The 21733-nt window shown below is 67.7% G+C and carries 19 protein-coding genes; 7 read left to right on the top strand and 12 right to left on the bottom strand.

Going from position 1 to position 21733, the window contains the following annotated elements:
- The first annotated feature begins 19 nt into the window (after positions 1–19).
- Positions 20–457: a hypothetical protein gene (locus ACTT2I_RS00335; protein WP_088434589.1), complete on the top strand. Its 438-nt coding sequence runs from the start codon at positions 20–22 to the stop codon at positions 455–457.
- Positions 458–567: 110 nt separating this feature from the next.
- On the opposite strand, the gene ACTT2I_RS00330 is transcribed toward ACTT2I_RS00335, so the two are convergent.
- Both ACTT2I_RS00330 and ACTT2I_RS00325 read right to left on the bottom strand, forming a co-directional pair.
- Entirely contained in the window at positions 568–1269 is a 702-nt protein-coding gene (locus ACTT2I_RS00330) for a YceI family protein (RefSeq protein ID WP_088434588.1), read from the bottom strand.
- Positions 1270–1354: 85 nt separating this feature from the next.
- Positions 1355–1945, bottom strand: a complete 591-nt coding sequence (locus ACTT2I_RS00325) for a malonic semialdehyde reductase (RefSeq protein ID WP_088434587.1) — start codon at positions 1943–1945, stop codon at positions 1355–1357.
- 129 nt (positions 1946–2074) lie between these two features.
- Here ACTT2I_RS00325 and ACTT2I_RS00320 point away from each other — a divergent pair, with 129 nt between their 5' ends.
- The 5 genes from ACTT2I_RS00320 to ACTT2I_RS00300 all read left to right on the top strand — a co-directional run bounded on the left by ACTT2I_RS00320 (position 2075) and on the right by ACTT2I_RS00300 (position 5747).
- Entirely contained in the window at positions 2075–3046 is a 972-nt protein-coding gene (locus tag ACTT2I_RS00320) for a mitochondrial fission ELM1 family protein (RefSeq protein WP_088434586.1), read from the top strand.
- Positions 3047–3103: 57 nt separating this feature from the next.
- The gene (locus ACTT2I_RS00315; protein ID WP_421100679.1) at positions 3104–3967 is read left to right on the top strand and encodes a DUF2145 domain-containing protein; all 864 of its coding nucleotides are present in this window, start codon (positions 3104–3106) and stop codon (positions 3965–3967) included.
- A gap of 67 nt (positions 3968–4034) precedes the next feature.
- A complete protein-coding gene (locus ACTT2I_RS00310) occupies positions 4035–4556 on the top strand; it encodes a hypothetical protein (RefSeq protein WP_293978282.1) in 522 nt (173 codons plus the stop codon).
- 33 nt (positions 4557–4589) lie between these two features.
- The gene (locus tag ACTT2I_RS00305) at positions 4590–5117 is read left to right on the top strand and encodes a hypothetical protein (protein ID WP_443096748.1); all 528 of its coding nucleotides are present in this window, start codon (positions 4590–4592) and stop codon (positions 5115–5117) included.
- Between the two features lie 75 nt (positions 5118–5192).
- Positions 5193–5747: a queuosine precursor transporter gene (locus ACTT2I_RS00300; RefSeq protein ID WP_088434582.1), complete on the top strand. Its 555-nt coding sequence runs from the start codon at positions 5193–5195 to the stop codon at positions 5745–5747.
- Positions 5748–5802: 55 nt separating this feature from the next.
- Here the strand turns inward: ACTT2I_RS00300 and glnE are convergent, their stop codons facing one another.
- Positions 5803–8643 carry a bifunctional [glutamate--ammonia ligase]-adenylyl-L-tyrosine phosphorylase/[glutamate--ammonia-ligase] adenylyltransferase gene (gene glnE, locus ACTT2I_RS00295; RefSeq protein WP_421100681.1) on the bottom strand — a complete coding sequence of 947 codons (2841 nt, stop codon included), beginning with the start codon at positions 8641–8643 and terminating at the stop codon, positions 5803–5805.
- 379 nt (positions 8644–9022) lie between these two features.
- On the opposite strand from glnE, the gene ACTT2I_RS00290 reads away from it, so the two are divergent.
- A complete protein-coding gene (locus tag ACTT2I_RS00290) occupies positions 9023–10537 on the top strand; it encodes an acetyl-CoA hydrolase/transferase family protein (protein ID WP_070471520.1) in 1515 nt (504 codons plus the stop codon).
- A 136-nt stretch (positions 10538–10673) separates the two neighbouring features.
- Here ACTT2I_RS00290 and hglS read toward each other — a convergent pair whose 3' ends face one another.
- The 9 genes from hglS to ACTT2I_RS00245 all read right to left on the bottom strand — a co-directional run bounded on the left by hglS (position 10674) and on the right by ACTT2I_RS00245 (position 21649).
- A complete protein-coding gene (hglS, locus tag ACTT2I_RS00285) occupies positions 10674–12041 on the bottom strand; it encodes a 2-oxoadipate dioxygenase/decarboxylase HglS (RefSeq protein ID WP_421100682.1) in 1368 nt (455 codons plus the stop codon).
- A 143-nt stretch (positions 12042–12184) separates the two neighbouring features.
- The gene (locus ACTT2I_RS00280; RefSeq protein WP_421100683.1) at positions 12185–12730 is read right to left on the bottom strand and encodes a hypothetical protein; all 546 of its coding nucleotides are present in this window, start codon (positions 12728–12730) and stop codon (positions 12185–12187) included.
- The gene (locus ACTT2I_RS00275; RefSeq protein ID WP_088434578.1) at positions 12727–13479 is read right to left on the bottom strand and encodes an HAD family hydrolase; all 753 of its coding nucleotides are present in this window, start codon (positions 13477–13479) and stop codon (positions 12727–12729) included. Before ACTT2I_RS00275 ends, ACTT2I_RS00280 begins: the two co-directional genes overlap by 4 nt.
- Positions 13480–13587: 108 nt before the next feature.
- A complete protein-coding gene (locus ACTT2I_RS00270) occupies positions 13588–14004 on the bottom strand; it encodes an EF-hand domain-containing protein (RefSeq protein WP_421100684.1) in 417 nt (138 codons plus the stop codon).
- A 220-nt stretch (positions 14005–14224) separates the two neighbouring features.
- Positions 14225–14602 (bottom strand): hypothetical protein, encoded by a 378-nt coding sequence (locus ACTT2I_RS00265; protein WP_088434576.1) that lies wholly within the window; start codon positions 14600–14602, stop codon positions 14225–14227.
- A 43-nt stretch (positions 14603–14645) separates the two neighbouring features.
- Positions 14646–15383: a M15 family metallopeptidase gene (locus ACTT2I_RS00260; protein ID WP_421100685.1), complete on the bottom strand. Its 738-nt coding sequence runs from the start codon at positions 15381–15383 to the stop codon at positions 14646–14648.
- Positions 15337–16914 (bottom strand): serine hydrolase domain-containing protein, encoded by a 1578-nt coding sequence (locus ACTT2I_RS00255; RefSeq protein ID WP_421100686.1) that lies wholly within the window; start codon positions 16912–16914, stop codon positions 15337–15339. Before ACTT2I_RS00255 ends, ACTT2I_RS00260 begins: the two co-directional genes overlap by 47 nt.
- A gap of 192 nt (positions 16915–17106) precedes the next feature.
- Entirely contained in the window at positions 17107–20133 is a 3027-nt protein-coding gene (locus ACTT2I_RS00250; protein ID WP_421100687.1) for a TonB-dependent receptor, read from the bottom strand.
- Between the two features lie 43 nt (positions 20134–20176).
- On the bottom strand, positions 20177–21649 hold the full coding sequence (locus tag ACTT2I_RS00245) for a transglutaminase-like domain-containing protein (RefSeq protein WP_421100688.1): 1473 nt from the start codon (positions 21647–21649) through the stop codon (positions 20177–20179).
- Between the last annotated feature and the right edge of the window lie 84 nt (positions 21650–21733).

Here is a 21733-nt window from a genome sequence, read left to right as displayed (position 1 = left end):
TTTTGTGCCGGTGCCTTTCATGCAAGCCCCCTCTCTTTCGGCACTGACCGATCTGATCGACCGCGCCGAGCGCGCCGATCCCGCGCTGGATGCCGCCCTGGCGGCGCTGGCGCCTTCCGTGGGCGAGCACATCGCCCCGCTGCGCACCGCCCTGGTGCCGCTGGCCCGCGCGCATGCGGCGCTGGTGCAGGCGAATATCGATATCGACCTGGTCGCCGATGAGCTGCGCCGTTACCAGAAGTACGCGATGCCGGGTAAACCGAGCCTGCAGATCGTGCAGCTGCGCAAGCAGCAGGCCTCGGTGAAGCAGGCCGCGCTGCTGGCGCGCCAGGCGTTCGCGCAGGCCACGCACGCGTTCCTGCGCGAGAGCGGCTTGACCGCACCGGCACGGCGCACGCCGACCGATTTCACCACGCTGTGGCTGGGCAAGGTCAGCGCGCAGGTGGCGGCGGGTTGATCAAGGCTGTCGTGCAGCCGCGCCCACGAACGGTCGTGCCGGCCGCCGCACAAAAAGAAAGCCCGCCAATTGGCGGGCTTTCTGCCTTCTCACGACGAGTGAGGAGAAACTCAGGCAGCCGGCTTTTCGCCAGTGGCCTCGGTGGTGATGCGGATGTTCACTTCATCGCTGACGTTCGGGGCGTACGCGCCGACGCCGAAATCGCTGCGCTTGAGGGTGGTGGTGGCATCGAAGCCTGCCGCCGGCACCTTGGCCATCGGGTGCTCGCCGCCACCGTTGATGGTGACATCCAGGGTCACCGGCTTGGTGATGTCCTTGATGGTCAGATCGCCCGTCACGGTCAACTTGTTGGTGCCGTTGGCTTCCACCTTGGTGCTCTTGAAGGTGGCGGCCGGGAACTTGGCGGCGTCGAAGAAATCGGCGCTCTTCAGGTGCTCGTCGAACTTGGCGGTGAAGCTGTTCAGGCCGGTCAGCGGCAGCTTCACTTCCACGGTGGACTTGGTCACGTCGGCCGCGTCATACACCAGGGTGCCTTCGGCGCTGCCGAAGTGGGCGGTCGGGTGCGAGAAGCCGAAGTGGCTCCACTGGACCAGCACGTCGGTGTGGGTCGGGTCGAGCTTGTAGGTGCCCGAGGCGATCTGGATCGCATCGGCGGCCGGAGCGGCAGCCGCAGCGTCCGCGGCCGGGGCGGCGGTTTCGGTGGCGGCCGGCGCATCGGCAGCCGGGGCAGCGGCTTCGTCGGCCGGCTTGGAGCAGGCGGCGATGGCCAGGGTCAGGGCGAGCGGCAGCAGCAGTTTGCGGGTCACGGTCATGTCAGGTCTCTCTCGATTCGAAGGGAAAAGAAGCAAAGGTCACGCAGCCCATCCGCACGGACGGGCCGCTATCCGGCGGTAACGCTTATGCGATGCGGGCAGCTTCGTCGAAGGACAGGCGAGGCAGCCGCGGGAACAGGCCCGAGGCGTCACCGTACCCCAGGTTGACGAGGAAATTCGACTTGATCGCGGTGCCCTTGAAGAAGGCTTCGTCGACCTTGGCGTTGTCGAAGCCGGACATCGGGCCGGCATCCAGACCCAGCGCGCGCGCGGCCAGGATCAGGTAGGCGCCCTGCAGGCTGCCATTGCGGAACGCGCCTTCGGTACGGCCTTCACGCGGGCCGTCGAACCACGCCTTGGCATCGGTGTGCGGGAACAGGAACGGCAGCTTTTCGTGGAAGTCTTCATCGAAGGCGACGATCACCGTGACCGGGGCAGCCAGCGTCTTGTCGTGGTTGCCTTCAGACAGCGCCGGGGCGAGCTTGGCCTTGGCTTCGGGGGATTTCACGAACACGAAGCGCGCCGGGCTGCCGTTGGCGGCAGTCGGGCCCCACTTGAGCAGCTCGTACAGCGCCTTGAGCTGGCTGTCGTCGACCGGCTTATCAAGGAAGGCGTTCTGGGTGCGGGCGGTACGGAACAACTGATCGAGCGCAGCATCGTCAAGGACGTGGGACATGAAGCCTCCGGAAATAAGGGGAATCGTTCGCGCATCGGCTACCGTGGCAGGGCGACAGCGCGATCGGCGAAGGCTGGCAGTGTAGAGTGTCGCGACAGTTGCAACACCCAGCCTGACTGAAACGAATTAATGCCATACGTGAAACGATGGAGTCCGCCCTGGACGATCACTGACGGCCGTGCCGGCAATGTGCGGCAGGCGGTGGCCCTGGCCACGGCATTGAAGCTGGGGGCGCATCGTCCGCTGGTGCTCACCCCGCGCGCGCCCTGGCGCTGGCTGGCCCCGCGCTGGTTGCCGGGTGCCGCCAACGGTTACGGCGAAGCCTTTGCTGCACTGGCCGCCGAGGCGCCGGAGCTGGCCGTCGGCTGTGGCCGCCAGGCCGCCGGTGCGCTGCGCGAACTGCGTCGCCGTGGCACCAAGGTGGTGCAGATCCTCGACCCGCGCCTCAGCCCACGCCACTGGGACCTGCTGGTGGTGCCCGAGCATGACCGCCTGCGCGGCAGCAATGTACTCACCCTGCTGGGCAGCCTCAATCCGGTCAACGATGACTGGCTGGCCTGCGGCCGCGCCGCGTTCGCTGCGTTCAGCGCGTTGCCCGGCCCGCGCACCGCGCTGCTGGTGGGTGGGCCGACCCCGCACGCGCCGTGGCATGAGCCGGACATGGTGCAGGTGTTCCAGCAGCTTGCTTCCCAGTTGCGTGAGGAAGGCGGCAGCCTGCTGGCCACGACCTCGCGGCGTACCCCGCCGGCCCTGGTCGGGGCGCTGCGCAGTGCGTTTGCCGATGTGCCGAATGTGATCTGGGGCGATGGCGGCGACGGCGTGAACCCGTATGCCGGGCTGCTGGGCTGGGCCAACCGCGTGGTGGTCTCGCCGGATTCGGTGAACCTGCTCTCTGAAGCGTGCGCCACACGGATGCCGGTCGCCGTGGCCCTGGCCGACCAGGCGCAGGGACGGCTGGCGCACTTCCAGCACGCGCTGCGCGAACGTGGCCGGTTGCAGACGCGTTGGCTGGACTGGCAGACGCACGGCCGCATCGAACCGTTGCGTGAGACCACGCGGGTTGCCGAGGAAGTGCGTGCACGGCTAGGGATTCAGGCCTGACGTCTTCCCACGGCGTTATGATGCGGCCGCGGCCGGTGCCGCCGGAGACCGTGTGACATGGACGTACCCTGCGCTGCGCTGATCAAGCGCCTGCACCCCGCGCTGCTGTGCGCTGTATTGCTGGGCGCTGCGCTGACCGCGCAGGCCGAGCCGCAGTGCACCGAACGCTATCCCACGCCGGCCGCGTTGGCCTCGATGTTCGATGTGGCCTTGGCCACCACCGATGCATTGGACGCACTCGATGGCGTGGATGTGGTGCTGATCGCCCGCGGCGGCCAGGACCTGAGCAAGTACGGCCTGCGCCACAGCCATCTGGCCTTCCTGCTGCGCGAGGACGATGGCCACTGGCGCGCGGTGCACCTGCTCAATCCGTGCAAGACCGCCGAGTCCCACTTGTTCCGCGAGGGCGTGGCGACATTCATCGGTGAGACCTCCAGCCACACCGACCTGCGCATCGGCGTGCCGACGCCCGCCCTGCGTGATGCCCTCAAGGCGATGCTCACCCAGCCGGCGATCCAGGCCAAGGCGCTGCACGAGGCGCGCTACAGCGTGGTGGCCTATCCGTTCCGCACCGAGTACCAGAATTCCAACCAGTGGGTGCTGGAAGTGCTGGGCGCGGCGATGGCGCAGGTGGAAGAGCGGACGCTGATCGTCAACCGCACCCAGGCGCAGCAATGGCTGCAGCGGCACATGTATACCCCCACCACGCTGCACATCGGCGTGGCCAAGCGGCTGGGTGCGCGCTTCTTCGTGCCCAATGCGGCCGTCACCGACCACCCGGCCAGTGAGCGCATTTCCGGCAATTATTCGGTGGTGACAGTGGAATCGATCTTCGATTTCCTCAAGCTGCGCAGCAGCCTGCAGCAGGAACTGGCGGTGCCGCATGTACCGGTGAAGGGCATTACCGCGCCCAAACCGTGAGTCAGCGGCGGGCAGCACGCCAGCGCGCATACTGCCGGCCTATGTTGAGCCATCAGAAGGATCTTCGATGAGACGAGTTACGCGCAGCATCGTTACGCCGTTGTTGGCCATTGCCATGTGCGCGACCAGCCTGCCGGCACCCGCGCAGGTGGTGGGCATCAATCACCCGGTGGCCAGCAGCGCCATCATGACCTCGGTGGTGAGCGTGGTGGTGGTGACCGCACCGGTGTGGCTGGTTTCGGCCGGCCTGAGCAAGGCCAGCGACGCCTCGGCCCGGCGCAGCCGCGCGGCCAAGGACGCACGTGACAAGGCCGGGCCGCTGCCGCCGCTCACCGTGGAGAAGGTGGAGCACACGCCCGAAGGCGGCATCGAAATGGCCCTGCAGAACCCGCAGGCACCGGATGACCTGGCCGTGATTGCCTGGCCCGCGCGCGCGGACAACCCGGCAGCAGCGGTGGCCGTGGGTGATGTCCTGGCCCTCACGCCGACGCAAGGTGGCGCCGGCTGGACGGTGACCACCGCCGAGGGCACCGCACTGGCCTTCCTGCCCATCGATGCGGCCGCGGCGCAGCCAAGTGCGCGCTGGTAACCCGTTGCTGCCCCTGCCCACTGGAGCCGTTGCATGAACCGGATGTCCCGTCCCGCTGTTGCGCCGCTGCTGGCGCTGGCCCTGCTCGCGACCAGCTTCCCGGCCGGCGCCCAGAACCTCAGCAATGCCTCGCCCGTCACCAGCAGCGTGCTGACGACCTCGGTGGTGAGCCTGGCAGTGATCACCGCGCCCGTCTGGCTCAGTGCGTTGGGGGTCAGCCAGCTGCATGACGCCTCCATGCCACACAACCGTGCCGCCCGGGCCGCGAAGCGGCAGAAGGCCGGGCCGTTGCCGCCGCTCACCGTGGAGCGTGTGACGCACCAGCCCGATGGCAGTTACGAGGTGGAGCTGAAGAACCCGCAGGCACCGGATGCCCCGGCCGTGGTGGCGTGGCCGGCGCGCGCCGACAACCCGGCGGCAGGTGTGAAGGCAGGCGATGTGCTGGATTTCACGCCTACCCCGGCCGGCGCGGGCTGGATGGTGGCCGATGCCCAAGGCACCGCGCTGGCGTTCCTGCCGACCAACGATGCGGCAGCCACCAGCATGAGCGAACGCTTCTGACTGAACCGGCCCGGGCTGGCCCTGGGCCGGTCAAGCCCGGATAATCCGCTGCTCCCCCACCTCCTCCGGCTCGCCATGTCCGCGCGTCCTGCCATTGCTTTTGCCCCGTTGACCCCGCGCTCGCTGCTGCTGGCAGTGCTGGCCATGGGCGCGGTGGTGCTCGGCTCGAACGTGCTGGTGCAGTACCCGATCAATGACTGGCTCACCTGGGGCGCCTTCAGCTATCCGGTCGCGTTCCTGGTCAGCAATCTGATCAACCGCCGCTTTGGTCCGGCGGCGGCACGGCGGGTGGCGTGGGCGGGGTTTGCGCTGGCGGTGCTGCTGTCGATCTGGATCGCCACGCCGCGGATCGCGGTGGCCTCGTGCCTGGCCTTCATCGCTGCGCAGCTGCTGGACATCACCGTGTTCGACCGGCTGCGCCGCGGGCACTGGTGGCGCGCGCCGATGGTGGCGACCACCTGCAGCGCGACGCTGGATACGACGATTTTCTGGAGCATCGCGTTCGCCGGTTCCAGCCTGCCGTGGGTGAGTTGGGCGCTGGGCGATCTGGCGGTGAAGCTGACGATCGGTGTGTTCCTGCTGGCGCCGTTCCGCGCGCTGCTGTGGAAGATGGCGCCGCGCGCGGCGTGACGCCGGCCACGCATGGCGTGGCGCTACCCTTCAACCGTGCACGGCCACCGGGGTGTCAACTCGCGGCGTCGATCGGCACCTGGAACGGCAATCCCGCCGCATCGCTCGCCGCGATGATCATCGCGCGTGCTGCTTCCAATGCAGGCGTTGGTGGCGCCAGGCGCGGACGGCGGTCCAGCGTGCAGGCCAAGCCGACATCCAGCAGCGCGGCATGTGCCTCGTGCAGGCCCTCGCGGGTGCCACCGGGCAGCCAGGCGATGTCGGCCAGCGCGTCGATCAGGCTCGGGGTGTCGCGTGGTTCCACCACCTGTGGATGCGACCCTGCGCTGTCGAGCACGCCGGTCTGCAGCAGGAACTCCAGATCCACGATTCCGCCTGGGCCCTGCTTGAGATCGAGCCGCGCCGCGTCGCTGCGGTCCAACTCGGCACGCATGCGCGCACGCATCTTCAACACGTCGGTGTAGAGCACGGCGTTGTCGCGCGGGCGCGCCAGCGTCGCCGCGCGCACCTGTTCGAAATCGGCCAGCAACGAGACGTCACCGGCAATCGCGCGTGCACGCACCAGTGCCTGGTGCTCCCAGGTCCAGGCGCGTTCGCGCTGATACTCGGTGTAGCTGGCCAGCGAGGACACCAGCGCGCCTTTGCCACCATCCGGGCGCAGGCGCACGTCGATGTCGTACAGGCGGCCGGCGGCGGTGACCGCACCGAGCATCGCCATCACCTTCTGCGCCAGGCGCGCGTACCAGCGGCCGGGGTCCAGCGGGCGCGGGCCGTCACTGCTGTCCTGATCGGCCGGGTGATCGTGTAGGAAGACCAGATCCAGGTCCGAGCCGAAGCCCAGCTCCAGTCCGCCCAGGCTGCCGTAGCCGATGATCGCGAAACGTCCGCCGGGAATGCCGCCGTGCTGGCGCTGCATGTCCGCCTGCACCAGCGCGAGCACGGTGACGACGACGGCTTGGGCAAGCTCGGCCAGTTGCCGGGTGGTGTCGACCGCGCGCTGGCGCCCATCCAGTGTGGCCATCGCCATGCGGAAGCTCAGCGCCAGGCGGGTCTCGTTGAGCAGGCGCAGCGCGGCCTCGGGATCATCGAGGGTCAGCGCGATATCGCACTCGGCCTGCATCCCTGCGGCATCCGGCATCGGGCCGGAGACGCGCACGTCCAGCAGTTCATCGAGCAGCAGCGGATACGCCGCCAGACGCTCGGCGAGCAGGGCGCTGCGGGCAAGCACATCCACCAGGCGCGCCAACGCACTGGGCTGTTCGTCCAGCAGGGCGAGATAGCTGGTACGGCGCATGACCGCCTGCAGCAGGCCGAGCACGCGCTTGAGCGCGGCGTCCGGTTGCGGTGAGCGCGTGGCGGCGTGCAGCAGCGCCGGCAGGACGCGGTCCAGGCGCGCACGCGCCGCATCGGACAGCGACTTCACGCCGGAGCTCTGTGCGAAATCGCGCAGGGACTGATCGGCACTGCCGGCATCGAAGAAGCCCGCCTCGGCCAGCACCTCGGCGCTGCCGTTGTCGGGCAGGCCGCGCCAGTAGCTGGCCAGCGCATCCGGCGCGGCCTGGCCCCGACGCGGTGCGAGCAGTGCGGCGAACTCGGTGCTGACCCGCTCGCGCTGTACATCGAGCGCGGCAACCAGCGCGTCCCAGTCCGCGTAGCCGAGGCCGCTGGCGATGCGCAGACGGTCGGTGGCGTCGGTGGGCAGCGCGTGCGTCTGCGCGTCGCGCAGCATCTGCAGGCGGTTTTCCAGGCGACGCAGGAATCCGTAGGCGTGCAGCAGGTCGGCGCCATCCTGTTCGGCCATCTGGCCGGAGGCGACCAGCGCCGGCAGCGCGTGCAGCAGGCGACGCTCGCGCAGCGGCGCTTCGCGGCCACCGCGGATCAGCTGCAGCGCCTGCGCGAGGAACTCGATTTCACGGATACCACCGGGGCCGCGCTTGATGTCGTCGTGCATCTCGCGGCGCGAGACCTCGGCGGTGATCGCGGCCTTCATCTCGCGCAGGCCATCGAGTGCGGTGAAATCCAGATAGCGGCGGTAGACGAACGGACGCAGCGTCTGCAGCCACGCTTCGCCCGCCGCGATATCCCCGGCGACGGCGCGCGCCTTCAGCCAGGCATAGCGCTCCCAGTCGCGGCCTTCGCGCTGGAAGTACTGGTCCATGCCGGCGAACGACAGCGCGACGCGGCCGGCGTTGCCGAACGGGCGCAGGCGCAGATCGACGCGGTGGCTGAAGCCATCCACGGTGGTGTCATCCAGCAGCCGCGCGAGGCGCTGGCCAAGGCGTGCGAAGTATTCCTCGGCGGCGAGCGGGCGCGCGCCATCGGATTCGCCGCCCTGCGGGTAGGCGTAGACCAGATCCACATCCGAACTGAAATTGAGTTCGCCACCACCGAGCTTGCCTAAGCCGAACACCACCAGTTGCTGCGCGCTGCCATCGGTGGCACGCACCACGCCGTGGCGGCCGGTGAATTCCTGCTCCAGCGCGGACAGCGCCAGTTGCAGGCACTGCTCGGCCAGGCGGGTGGCTCCGGCAAGCGTGGCGGGCACGTCATCCAGCCCGGTCAGGTCGCGCCAGATCAGGCGGGTGGAGGCGGCGGTGCGGTAGCGGCGCAGGCGCTGCTGCCATTCGCTGGGCTGCAGCGGGTCCAGTTCGGGCAGGGGCAGCGGCGGGCAGCCGTCCTGGGTGAGATGCGACAACAGCGCCGGCTGGCGGCACAGCGTGTCGATGGCGAAATCGCTGGTGACGGCCAGTGCACGCAGGGTGTCGAGTACGGGGGCCGGCGGCGGCCAGTGGCCGCCATCGGTCAGCGACAGGGCCAGGCGCGCCAACGCGCGATCAACCAGTGGAACAAGGGCGTCGGGGACGCGCGCGGGCGCAGCGAGGTCGGAAATCGGCATGGGGGGATTATGTGGCATCGCGGCGTGGTGTTCCCCAGCCAGGCGCCATGCCCGTGATGTGCGGGGACCAACGGACGCGTAGCGAGCCATCAGGCGGCGCGGCGGGGCGTGCCTTTGCCCGAACGGCGCGCATAAAAAAGCCCGCTTGCAGCGAACTGCCAGCGGGCTCTGCTCCCTCCCCCACGTCGGGATGCAGGTCGATCTTCTAGGGTCGGCGAAGAACTTGCACGCTGCACTGCAAAACAATACTTGCGGGTACAGAAGTAGGCCGGAAAGCTGAACAGGGAGGCGTAGATGTGAAAACGCCATCCCACCAAGGTAGAACCCCTGCCGCTGCACGGATCGCCGATAATGGGGATCCCCCAAAAACGTTGTCGTCATGTCTGTCGATCGCATTGCAAACGCGCGTCTGCGTGACCGCGTTGTCTCCGCTGAAGCTGCCGCCGCCCTGATCCAGCCGGGTGAAACCGTCGCCATGAGCGGCTTTACCGGTTCAGGCTACCCCAAGGCGGTGCCGGTCGCGCTGGCGCAGCGCATCGAGGCGGTGCACGCCCAGGGCCTGCCGTTCCAGATCAGCCTGATGACTGGCGCTTCGACCGCGCCGGAACTGGATGGGGCGCTGGCCAAGGCCGATGGCATCGCCATGCGCATGCCGTTCCAGAGCGACCCGGATGCGCGCAACCGCATCAACGAGGGCAAGCTGGATTACATCGACATCCACCTCAGCCATGTCGCCCAGCACGTGTGGTTCGGCTTCTATGGGGACATCGACACGGCGGTGATCGAGGTCTCGGCGATCCGCGAGGATGGCTCGCTGGTGCCCTCCACCTCGGTCGGCAACAACAAGACCTGGCTGGACCTGGCCAAGAAGGTGATCGTCGAGGTCAACGAGTGGCAGCCGGCCGGCGTGGACGGCATGCATGACATCTACTACGGCACCGCGTTGCCGCCGCACCGCAAGCCGATCCCGCTGGTGCATGCCAACGACCGCATCGGCGAGACCGCGCTGCGCTGCGACCCGGACAAGATCGTGGCGGTGGTGCGCACCAACGGCCCGGACCGCAACAGTCCATTCAGCCCGATCGATACCACCAGCGAGCAGATCGCGCAGTACCTGATCGAGTTCCTCAAGCACGAAGTGGCCAAGGGCCGCCTGCCGGCCAACCTGCTGCCGCTGCAGAGCGGCGTGGGCAACATCCCCAACGCAGTGCTGGCCGGGCTGGCCAAGAGTGGCTTCCGCGATCTGAGCGCGTTCACCGAGGTGATCCAGGACGGCATGCTCGACCTGCTGCGCGATGGCGTGCTGAGCTACGCCTCGTGCACCGGCTTCGCGCTGAGCCCTCAGGCGAACGAGACCTTCAAGGAGCACATCGATTTCTACCGCGAGCGCATCATCATGCGCACGCAGGAGATCTCGAACCATCCCGAGCTGGTGCGCCGCCTGGGCTGCATCGGCATGAACGGGATGATCGAGGCCGACCTGTACGGCAACGTCAACTCGACCCACGTGATGGGCAGCCGGATCATGAACGGCATCGGCGGCTCGGGCGACTTCGCGCGCAACGGGTTCCTGTCCGCGTTCCTGAGCCCCTCGACGGCGAAGAACGGCAGCATCTCGGCGATCGTGCCGATGGTCAGCCATGTGGATCACACCGAGCACGATGTCTCGGTGATCGTCACCGAACAGGGCCTGGCCGATCTGCGCGGGCTGACCCCGCGCAAGCGAGCGCGGGTGGTGATCGACAACTGTGCGCATCCGGATTTCCGCGATCAGTTGAATGACTATTTCGACCGCGCCAGCCGCGAGAGTTATGGCAAGCACACCCCGCATCTGCTGCCCGAAGCGCTGTCGTGGCACCAGCGCTGGCTCGATACCGGCACGATGAAGGCGTGATCCCCCAGCGGTAGGCCACGACCATTGGTCATGGCGTGCTGCAGTCGTGCGTGATGATGCACGGTACCGACCAACGGTCGGTACCTACCGGGGCGGTGGGTTCCCGGTTGTGCCGGCCGCTGGCCGGCCCCCTCCGTCAGGCGTTGCGAAGGCTCGCCAGCGACTCGGCCTGCAGCCGCGCGTAGATCGCGAACTCGTCCTCCACCTTCATGCCCAGCGCCTGCTCGAAGGCATCGCGGTTGGCATGCGCGGCATAGGCGCGCTGTTCGTCGCCGCCCAGATTGGACTGGAAGATGCCCGCGGCGCTGACCGGCAGGAAATCCTCGTAGACGATCGGGTCGGCGCTGGCCAGGCCGGCAGCGATCAGCGCTTCGGCCGGCAGCTCGCCGACCGCGGCCGGGTTGGCGCGGCCAGCCTCGGTCAGGGCGTACCGGTAGTAACCCAGGCCTTCGCGGCGCAGGGTGTCGTGGTCATCCGGGAAGGCAGTGAACGCCGCCGCCAGGCGCGTCGGGTAATCCTGCCCGGTGCTGCCGGCACCGCCGCTGTCGCGCGCCTGTGCCAGCAACTGGTCATACAGCGCGCGGCCCTTGGGGGTCAGCGCCAGGCCACGCTGTTCGATCTCGCCGAAACGCGCGGTATGCGTGCCGGCATCGCCCGCATCCCCCGAGGGGAAATGCACGGTTTCTTCCAGCGCCTTGAAGCTGGTCTGGCGCAGCAGGATCGGGCAGCGGCGTGGTGGCGGGCCTTCGATCACGGCCTTGGCATCGATGCCACGCGCGAGCATGCCCGCCTGCGCAGCATCGATGTCCAGCGTGCGCGGGGTCAGGTGATTGATGTGCGGGCCGCGGAAGCTGACCACATCGGCGATCAGCCGGTGCGCGTCATGCAGCGCGTGGTAGGTGGCCAGCGAGACGGTGGCGTCGCCATGCCAGCGGAAGGTCTCCAGCGCTTCGATGACAAAGCGGCGCGCATCGGCTTCATCGAGCCCGCCGTCGCGCTCGGCCTGCTCGATCAGGGCCAGCGCGGTATCGGTGAAAATCCGGCGCTGGGCGAGGATGGCGGCGGACTGCTCGCGCAGCGCGGCGTTCTCGATCAGCTCCAGCCGCAGCAGCGAGGTGAACACCCGGAACGGATTGCGCGCCAGCGCCTGCGCGGTGCGCGGGCGGAAGGCGGTGGAATGCACCGGCACGCCGGCCACCGAGAGGTCGTAATAGCCGACCGGGTACATGCCCATCAGCGCGAACAGGCGGCCCAGCGTCGCCAGTTCCCCGGCAGTACCGACCCGGATCGCGCCGTGGCGTTCCTGGTCGAGCCGGGCGCGTTCATCGGTGCGGTCCAGCTGCTCGGCCAGCGCCGGATGGGCGGTCAGCACGGCGTCGTTGATCTCGGCCACCAGGTCCACCAGCGTGCCGTACAGCGGCACCTCGGTGCGGTACATGGTGGACATCGCCTGGGCGAACAGGCTGCGGATATCGTCGGGTGAAACGAAACGGTCGGCGCTCATGACGTACTCGGCAACGGATCACGGGGAAGGTGCAGCAAGCGCTGCATTGTCGCCGAGGGCGGGGGGTTACCGCGATCTGCACAGCAGCAAAGGGACAACCGGGTAACCACCCGTTGGCACCCGGTGGGTGGGTGCGCGGCAGCTCAGCGCGCAGGTGGCGTGGGACTGCTCGCCGCACGCTGGCGCTGCTCGCGGTTGCCGAGCTGGCGCTGCAGCGTGGCGTCGAGCTTCACCGGGCGGTCCCAGTGATCGTGGCTGGCGACGATGGCATGGCGCAGGGCGCGCCAGTGCAGGTTGGTCGGCGTGACCGGCAGCTCGGCGACCACGGCGTCCCAGCGCTTGGCCTGGCCCTCCTCCGGCACCGCGCGCGACCACGTCTGCACACTCTCGCGGCAGGAACGTTCGATCACGTGGGCCCAGAAGCAGGCGAAGTAGATGTCGCCCGCCTGCCAGCCGTGGGTGTGCATCAGCGCGGCGATATAGCCGCGCGAGACCCCGGCGTAGCGCGAGACTTCATCCAGGAAGCTGTCCGGGTAGCGCTCGGCGTAGTGGTTGATGTCCTGCAGCTGGGTGTCCACCCAGGCATCGCCAGTGTCCACCACGTAGGCGGCGGACTTCTCCGGGGTCTGCTCGGCCGCGGCTGCCCAGGGCAGCATCAGCAGCAGCGCGAGCAGGCCGGCGCGCATCATCCGGCCTGTGCCGCCTTCGCTTCGATGGTGCGCAGCGCCTGCGGCCACTCGAAGGCGGTCGGCGCATCGACCATGCGCGGTTCGTCGTCGGCGACGCCGTGCTGGGTCTCGTGCGCCCAGGTCACCGCGTACGGGGTGTGGATGCCCCAACCGCCGAGGGTGACCACCGGTTCGATATCCGAGCGCAGCGAATTGCCGACCATCACGAAGCGCTGGATCGGCAGATCGAACTCCTCCAGCACGCGGGCGTAGGTTTCCGGATCTTTCTCGGAGACGATCTCGATGCGCGGGAACAGGTCACGCAGGTTGGCCAGCTTGATCTTGGCTTCCTGGTGGAACAGGTCACCCTTGGTGATCAGCACGACCGGGTAGTCGCGGGCGATCTCGGTGACCGACTCACGCACGCCGTCGATCAGCTCGACCGGGTGGCGCAGGGTGTCATGCCCGATGTCGAGCATCTGCTGCAGGTCGCGGGCGCTGATGGTCTGGTTGGTGATCTCGATGGCTGCTTCGACCATCGACAGCGTCATGCCCTTCACGCCGTAGCCGAACACGCCGAGGTTGCGCTGCTGTACTTCCAGCAGGTGGCGCGCGGTCTGGGTGTCGTGCACGTCGACATAGCGCGACAGGATGTCGAGGTAATCCTGCTCGGCCTTGCGGTAGTAATCCTCGCTCTTCCACAGCGTGTCATCACCGTCAAAACCAACCAGGCCGATAGCGCCTTGCGGCGTGGGCAGGGAAGTCATCATCGGCCAAGGATACCAACAGCGGCCAAGCCGGCCCAACCGCCGGCACAAAAAGAAAGGGCGGCCGAAGCCGCCCTTTCCCCCTCACTGCGCTACCGGTGTCCCCGGTTCTTACTTGCTCTGCTGGGCGCCGCTATCGGAGGCCTTGCCCTGCTGGGCGGCCACGTACGCCTTGTATTCATCCGGCGAGAGCTCGCCGTCCTTGTTGGTGTCGGCCTGGTCGAACACCTGGGCAAGGCCCGCGTTCACCTGTGCCTCGGCCTTGCTGATCGTGCCGTTGCCGTCGGTATCGACGCTGGCCCAGGTCTGGCCACCGCCCCCGTTGGCCTGCGCGGAAGCCTGGGCTGCGGCATTGGCAGCGGTATCTGCTGCGTCACCGGCCTGCGCCGCCGCCTGCTGGGCCTGAGCAGCCTGATTCTGCGCCTGCGCGGCACTGTGCTGTGCCGACTGGGCCATCGCCGGAATGGCCAGCACACTGCCTGCGGCGACGATCAGGGCGATCAGGGGCTTGCGGATGCGAGTAGTCATTGGGGTGGTCTCCTTGGTTATGTGTTGCGCGGCCTGTTGTTTCCGCACGGCCCCACACTGCCACCCCGTTTGTGAATCGATATTGCCCCTTGATCGCACTGCGCACGCGGTCTTAACCACCTCCCCGAACGCGTGCATTACCGCAGTGGTTAGCCGCAGGTGAGCAGTTGGTAACACAGGCATTCAATGGCAGCGGATTTAACCGGATGCGAACGCAATCTCACGCGGCGTTGCTGTTTTTGCCGGCTGAGCGGGAACTGAACACAAGCCACCCCAGTGCGACACCGCCAATCGCGCCGGCCACTTCGAGCACGACGCGCGAGCCCAGCTCATTCGGATCGTGGATGCTGGCCAGGAACAAGCGCGCATACAGCGGCGACTCCAGCCGCATCATGCCCATGTAGAACAAGTTCCACGCATCGATGCCCGCCGAGGCCACGACCGCTATCACGCAGGCCCAGCCGATCGCGTGGCCGTCGGTCCATCCTGCCCAGCGGCACAGCCGATGCCACAGCGCATACACGAGCAGCCCGACCAGCAGTGCGATCAGGCCCGCTTCCAGCGTTCCCAGCAATCCAAAATGCAGCGGCAGGTTCATCGTGGTCCGATCAGGCGGTCAGCGCACAGTGTAGCGGTGCGCCTCAACGGACCGGCACGTCGTAGGCGGTGGTCGGCGCCGGCTCGGGCTGCAGGGTGAAATGCCACCACTCCATCGGGTAGTTGGCGAAGCCGCGCCGGGCCATCGCCTGGCGCAGCTGCTGGCGGTGGTGGCGCTGGGCCGCGCTGATCTCCGGCGCATCGGTATGTGCGCGCGGGCCGAAGAAATCGAAGTCGGTGCCCATGTCCATGGGGGCGCAGGGACCCGTGCGGCAATCGAGCAGGGTCAGGTCCACGGTGGCGGCGCGGCTGTGGCCGGAGGTCTCGGCGATGTAGCCGCCCAGCAGGGCCGGCTTGTCGATGTCCGGATACTGCAGGGCCTTGCGCGACTGCTCCTGCGGGTCGTGCGCCCAAGCCACGAAGGCCTTCACCGCGTGAGCCGGGCGATAGCAATCGAAGAGACGTAATGCGAAGCCTTCGGTACGCAGGTCGGCCTCCACCTGCGCCAGCGCGGTGGCGGCCGGGGCGAGCAGATAGCACTTGGGCGTGTCATAGCTGGGCACGCGCCGGCCGGTGAAGTTGTCCACGCCGGCGTAGCGGATGTCCTGCTCGATCGCCGGTGCCAGCGTACGGATGTCGACCAGCCCGGCCTCGGCCACGTCACGGGCCGGCGAGACGGTGACCGCCGGCGCTGCCGCGTGGGCACTGCCTGTCAGCAGCGCCAGCAGCAGCGTGCTACGGGCAATCGCCGACGCGGGTGAAGTACAGGTCCTGGTAGTCATAACTGAAGTCGATCTCCGGATCGATCGCGGCCAAGGTCAACGTGGGCGGCGCACCAGGCTGCAGCTGCAACCAGGGCTCGGCATCGGCCCCGAGGGTATCCCACTGCACCAGCCAGCGCTCCCCGAGCTGCATGACCTGGCCACGCAGCATCGGCGACTTGGCCACGCTGAAGCGCAACGCACCCTGCTGCGGGCAGAGCAGTGCCTCGCCCAGCCATGGGTCGCGGTAGCGGCCCTGCGCGGCGGCCATGGTGCGCAGCGGGACCGGACGGCGCGCACGGGTATCCGGGCGCACCTGCCCGGCCTCGCGGCGGCCGGCACGCTCCTGCTCCAGCAGCGTCAGGTAGTGCTCCACATCGGTGCCGTCCCCCGGTGCGGTGTAGTGCTTCAACGCCGCCTGCATCAGCGCGGTGCGGGCGTCTTCGGCATCGCTGTTGATCAGGATCACCACGCCGACCTTGCGGTCCGGCAGCAGGGCGAGCGAGGAATACATGCCCGACAGCGTGCCGGTGTGGGCCACCTTCCACTGCCCGTCCATGTCCGACAGGCGCCAGCCGTAGCCGTAGGCAGAGACGTGTGCGTTGTCCCAGCGGCGCTGCCGCTCGCCCAGCGGCATCGGCATGTGTGCGGTCCACAGCGCGTGGCGCTGCACCGTGCCCAGCCAACCGGGTACCAGCGCCGGATCGAGCAGCACCTGCATCCAGCGGGTCATGTCGCGCAGGCTGCAGCGGATGCCACCGGCCGCCATCGAGGTCAAGTCGGCACTGATGTCACCCTCGGCACCGCGCACCATGTTACGACCGTCTTTGCGCGTGTGCGGCTGGGCGACATTGCCGACGGCCGTGACCGACCACGCGCCGACCTGGCAGCGATCCATCCCCAACGGCACGAAGACCTCCTCGCGCAGCAACTGATCGTAGGGCTTGCCACCGGCTGCCGCGGCGACTTCACCCGCGACCACATACATCAGGTTGTCGTAGGCATAGCCACTGCGGAAGCTGGTGACCGGCTTGAGATGGGCCAGCCCGGCGATGATGTCCTCACGCGTGAAGCGGTTCGGCTCGGGCCACAGCATCAGATCGCCCGCGCCCAGGCCCAGCCCGCTGTTGTGGATCAGCAGATCACGCACCTGCATCTGCTGCGTCACCCACGGGTCATGCATGCGGAACTGCGGCAGGTACTTGATGACCGGATCATCCCAACGCAGGAGACCGCGCTCGACCAACCGGGCGAGCAGCACGGCGGTCATCGCCTTGCTGTTGGAGGCGATCTTGAAGAGGGTGTCCGGATCAACCGGCTCGCCCTGCCCCGCACGGCGCTCACCGCGGGTGCCGATGAAGACGGTCTTGCCGTCTTCGACGACGGCCATGGCGATGCCCGGCAGGTGTTCATGGGTGACAGCCTGATCGAGCAGCCGATTGAAGGTGTCGGCCGGATCGGCTGCCCGTGCGCTGGGCGCGATGGCCAGGGTGCAGGACAGGCCAAGCGTGAGAAGGCGGGATGGGATGCGCGGTGTGGTGCGTGACAGCATGGATTCCCTCGTCATGACCGGAGGGCGTGCAACCGAAGCCGCCCGTGGAAGGCATGTGCCGACCAGCGGTCGGTACCTACCGGATGGCGATGGAGACAGGTGCCGTTCCGCGGTCGCTTGCGCGCGTGCACGCGACACGGCGGTGAAGGCAGGTGCCGACCCACTGTCGGCACCTGCCACGTACGGACCGGATCAGAAGTTCCAGGTCACCATCAGCTGCGTGTAGCGCGGCGCCTGCCAGCGGGTGCCGGTGTTGAAGGTGTTCTCACGCACCTGGCCCGGCTGGGCCTCATAGCGCTGGTGCACGTTGATGACGGTCTGGTTGTTGAACAGGTTGTAGACCGACAGGCGTGCGCTCAGGTCGATGCCCTCCACCGGCAGACGCCAGGTGACATTGGCGCCCATGGTCCACGTCCATGGCAGACGACCGAACGCACCGCGCGAGCTGTACTCGAACTGGCGCTGGTTGTACGGACCCGAGCAGTTGGCCACGCACAGCCAGCCGGTACCACCGCCGCTGCCTTCGCTGGAGGTGCTGCCACCGGCGACCGTATCGTTGGGCCACATCACGCCGAAGGCCGTGATCGGGCCACCGGACAGCACCTGCAGCGTGGTGCCGAACGACCACTGCTCGTTCAGCGCGTAGGCGGCGCGGAACTTGAACTGATGGCGGAAGTCGTTGAACAGCGGGCCATAGCGCTGGTTGTTGGACGGATGATCCCAGTGCTGGACCATGCCGGTGTCGCCGTAGTTGGTATCCGAGTTGACCGGGCCTTCGAAGTTGCCATCGCTGCGCGACCACAGGTAGGACGCGTTGAACAGCCACTTCTCATCCCACGCGCGGTCGATCTGGAACTCCAGTGCCTTGTAGGTGCGCTTGGGCTTGGAGTAGCCGACCACCTCCAGGCTGCCGCCCTTGCGGTAGCCATCCTTGGAGGTATCGATGGTGATCCAGCCCTCGGTGGCGCAGCCGATGCTGGAATCGCCCCAGATCGTCAGGCTCTCGCCCGGGTTGGCGATCGGCCACAGGGTGGTGCCGGTCGGGCCACACGGGGTGTGGTTGATGCGCATGTCATCCAGCGCGCGGTCCATCTTGCGGTAGGTGGCATTGACGCCCCACGACCAGGCCTGGTTGATCATGGTCTGGAAGCCGAGGATGTACTCATCCTGGTAGACCGCCTTCAGGTCCTTGTCCACGCTCTGGCGCAGATCGGCCGCGCCGGTGTTCATGCGGGTATCGACCGGGCCGATCTGCTGGCCGATGACCGGGGCCATGTACGGCGCACCGGTGACCGGGTTGGCCTGCTGCTGCCAGCCGTTGAGCACGTAGTAGGAGTACTCGTCGGTGAGGCCGCCAGCGAAGTTGACGTTGATGTTGTTGGTCACCGGCAGGTAATAGCGGCCGGCGTTGCCGAACAGCTTGGTGCTGCCGTCGCCCTTCATGTCCCACGAGAAACCGAAGCGCGGCGCGATCAGGTCGTCCATCTCGATGAAGGCGTCGCCATCGGCGGTGCGGTTCTCGAAGCGGTCCCAGCGCACGCCAAGGTTCAACATCAGGTTCGGGGTGATGTTCCAGATGTCTTCCAGGTAGAACGCGTTGGCTTCGGTCTCGAAGGTGCCGCCGGAGACGCGGTTGCGCGCACGCAGCATCTCGGTCACGCCCGCCGGCACATAGGCATTGGCGCCGTCCCACACTTCATCGCCGGGGCGGGCGACGTAGGCGGTGTAGCTGAGCTGGGTCGGCCCCGGGTAGCGGGTGGACTGCTTGGTGGTCATCAGCTCACGGTCCACGCCGAAGCGCAGCAGGTGCGTGCCCAGCTGCCATTCGAAGTCCAGCCGCGCGACCTCACGGGTGTCGTCGCGCTCGGCGACCGCGGTGCCGGTGGGATGGCAGCCGGCGCGCAGGCCGTTGAGCTGGCCCAGGCGTGGCGCGTAGCTGGCATCGGTGAACACCGGGCTGCACGCTTCATCCAGCGAGGAGTTGGTGAAGGCCCGCTGGTTGTTCTCGCCCACCATCGCGCGCGCGGTGAAGTTCTCGCCGAAGTGGCCGGTGTAGGTCGCCGACCAGTTCTTGCCACCGGTTTCGGTGACCGAATCGCCGCCCCAGGCACCGATCTGATCGTCATCCCAATCGTAGTTGTACGCGCCGTTGGTGATCTCGCCTTCGTCGGAGAACGCCAGCAGTGCCAGGCTGTGGTTGTCGTTGATGTTCCAGTCCAGCTTGGCGCCCCAGAAGCCGTTGTCGCTCTTGTTCTTGAACCAGCTCAACGCATCGGACGATGTGTTGTGGCCGGTGTCGTCGCGGTCCTCATACATCGCGAACAGGAACAGCTTGTCCTTGATGATCGGGCCGGAACCCCAGACGTTGGTCTTCAGGAACGAGTTGTTGTCCCGGCTGGCATACGAATGCGGCGTGCCATCGCGATGGAAATGGTCACGCGGGCTGGAGCGCAGCGCGCTGGGTTCGGCAGTGACTTCCACGCCGCCCTGGAACTCATTGGTGCCCGAGCGCGTCACCGCGTTGATCACGCCGCCGGTGGAACGGCCGAACTCCACCGAGTAGCCACCGGTCTTGACCTGGAATTCGTTGAAGAACCCGAACGGCGCGCTGGAGAAGCCCCGGCGGGTGTACATGTCGGTGACGTTCAGGCCATTGATGAAGACCGCGTTCTCCGCCACCGAAGAACCGGCGAAGGACAGGCCGCCGAAGGAGGAGTTGCCGCCCACGACGCCGGGCGCCAGCAGCGCCACCGCCGACAGGTCCTGCGCCACCGGCAGGCGTGACAGCTCCTGACGGTTGACGTTGAACGAGGTTTCGGTGGAATACACATCCACGCGGTTGACCACGCGGGCACCGATCACCTGCAGTGCATCGAGGTTGACGACATCGCCGCTGCTGGCCAGGTTGACCGTGGTGGTACCGCCGACCGCCACGCTCACCGCGAACGGCTCGCCCAGCTTCTGGCCATCACGGCTCAGCTGCAGCTGGTAGTCGCCGACCGGCAACTGGCCCAGACGGTAGCTGCCATCGGCACTGGCGGTGACCGTACGGGTCAGCCCGGTGGCATTGCTGACCACCGTCACCTGGTCACCTGCCGTGGCACGCCCGGCGACAGCACCGCTGACATTCTGTGCCGAGGCCGTCATCGGTACCAGGCTGCCCAGACACGCCCCGAGCGCAACGCACAGCGCCGCCCGCTTCAATCGATTTACGTTCATTCCCTGCTCTCTCCTGCAGATGTGGAATCGTGGATACCGCCGTTTACCGCTTGGCCTCCAGTGGCACCACGTGCGACTGGAAGTCGTAGTTCCATTGATCGAAGTACAGGTTGCCGCCGGACCACTCGGCCTCACCCCGTTGGGAATCCACCGTGTCCGAACGGACGTGCTGCTTGGCCGGCACCAGCGGCTGGCCGTAGTCATCGTTGAAGGCGATGCGATAGGCATCCAGCCCGCCCAGGTAGAAATCACGCAGCGCCGGCTGCGCACTGCCCAGGCGCCCGGTGGTGACATCCATCGGCACCCAGCCGTAGGGCGCCAGGTACACCGCGCCCCAGTCGTGCAGGTTGTTGTAGCCGACCGCATCGTCCGAATAGACCATGCCCGACTGCCAGCGCGCGGGAATGCCGTTCAGGCGCAGCAGCGCGATCAACAGCAGGGTCTGCTGCCCGCAATCGGCATGGCCGGCGCGCAGGGCGTAATCGCTGATGTTGGAGATCGTCGCGTACTCGCGTGCGCCGGCCCACGGGATCCGATCCACGGCATCGAACAGCTTCTGCACGATGCGATACGGATCGGTCTCGGTGCCGACCACCTGCTGCGAGAACGCACGCAGCGCCGGGGTAAACACCACGTGCGGGGCCTGCTCGGCAAGGTAAGGCTGCAGTGCCGGATCGTCCGGCGTCGGCCGGACCGCAGCCGGATCGATCGCGATGTGCCGCGCGTACACGGTGACCGCGTAGCGGATCTGGAACTCGGTGGGCGTGCCGGCCACCGCGGTGCGCTCCAGGTAGGCAGTGCGCTGCAGCGTGGCGTCGGGGGCCACCTGCGCGCCGGTCGGGATACTCGCGATCCAGGTGATGTCGTCCTGCTGGCCCGGGAGGGCGCGCGGGTACGGAATCCACGCGCGGATCGTTTCCCCGGCGGGCACGGCATCCGCCTTGACCACCAGCGACTGGGTTACCTCGACGCGGCGCGGCACCACGCTGGTCGCGCCCGCGTCGCGGGCGGCGGCGACGATCTCTTCGTGGTGCGGGTGCAGATGCTCGTACGGGCCGTCCTTGGGCACCGGGGCGTCGGGTGCGCGCCGCGCGCGTGCCTCGGCACTGATCCGGAACAGGTTGGACGGCGCGCGTTTGAAATAGCGGCGATGACCATCGATATCCAGGTGTTCGATCAGGCCGGCAGAATCCCAGCGCGCGAATTCGTCATCGCGAAGGTCGGGAATCTGCTTGCGCAGCTGCGCCTTGGCGGCCGCCGCATCCAGGGTGAAATCCAGTCGCATGCGACGCATGCGTTCGCGCTCGAAGGCGTAGGCCTGACGATCCGCTGCCGACAGGCTCGGATCCTGCAACGCCGTGGCGATGTCGGCCTCGACCTGCGCGAACGCACCGCGGTCGATGCCGGCAATCACCGTCGGCAGCGCGGCCGGCGCGGCGGCCAGCCCCCACGGCGTCGCCAGCAGACCAGCGCACAGGCACCAGACAGCAGGCAGAGGCAATCGCGGTTTGCGCATCACAGGATCCACGGCGACACTTCCCAAGGTGCGGGTGGGGTAATCGCTGTGTAACACGGGCCTGATAGCCGGTCAATAATTTAT

The sequence above is a fragment of the Stenotrophomonas sp. PUT21 genome (assembly GCF_052232875.1).
GTDB lineage: Bacteria > Pseudomonadota > Gammaproteobacteria > Xanthomonadales > Xanthomonadaceae > Stenotrophomonas > Stenotrophomonas maltophilia_N.
The sequence above is the reverse complement of the archived record's forward strand: the minus strand, read 5'-3'. Positions and strand labels throughout refer to the sequence as shown.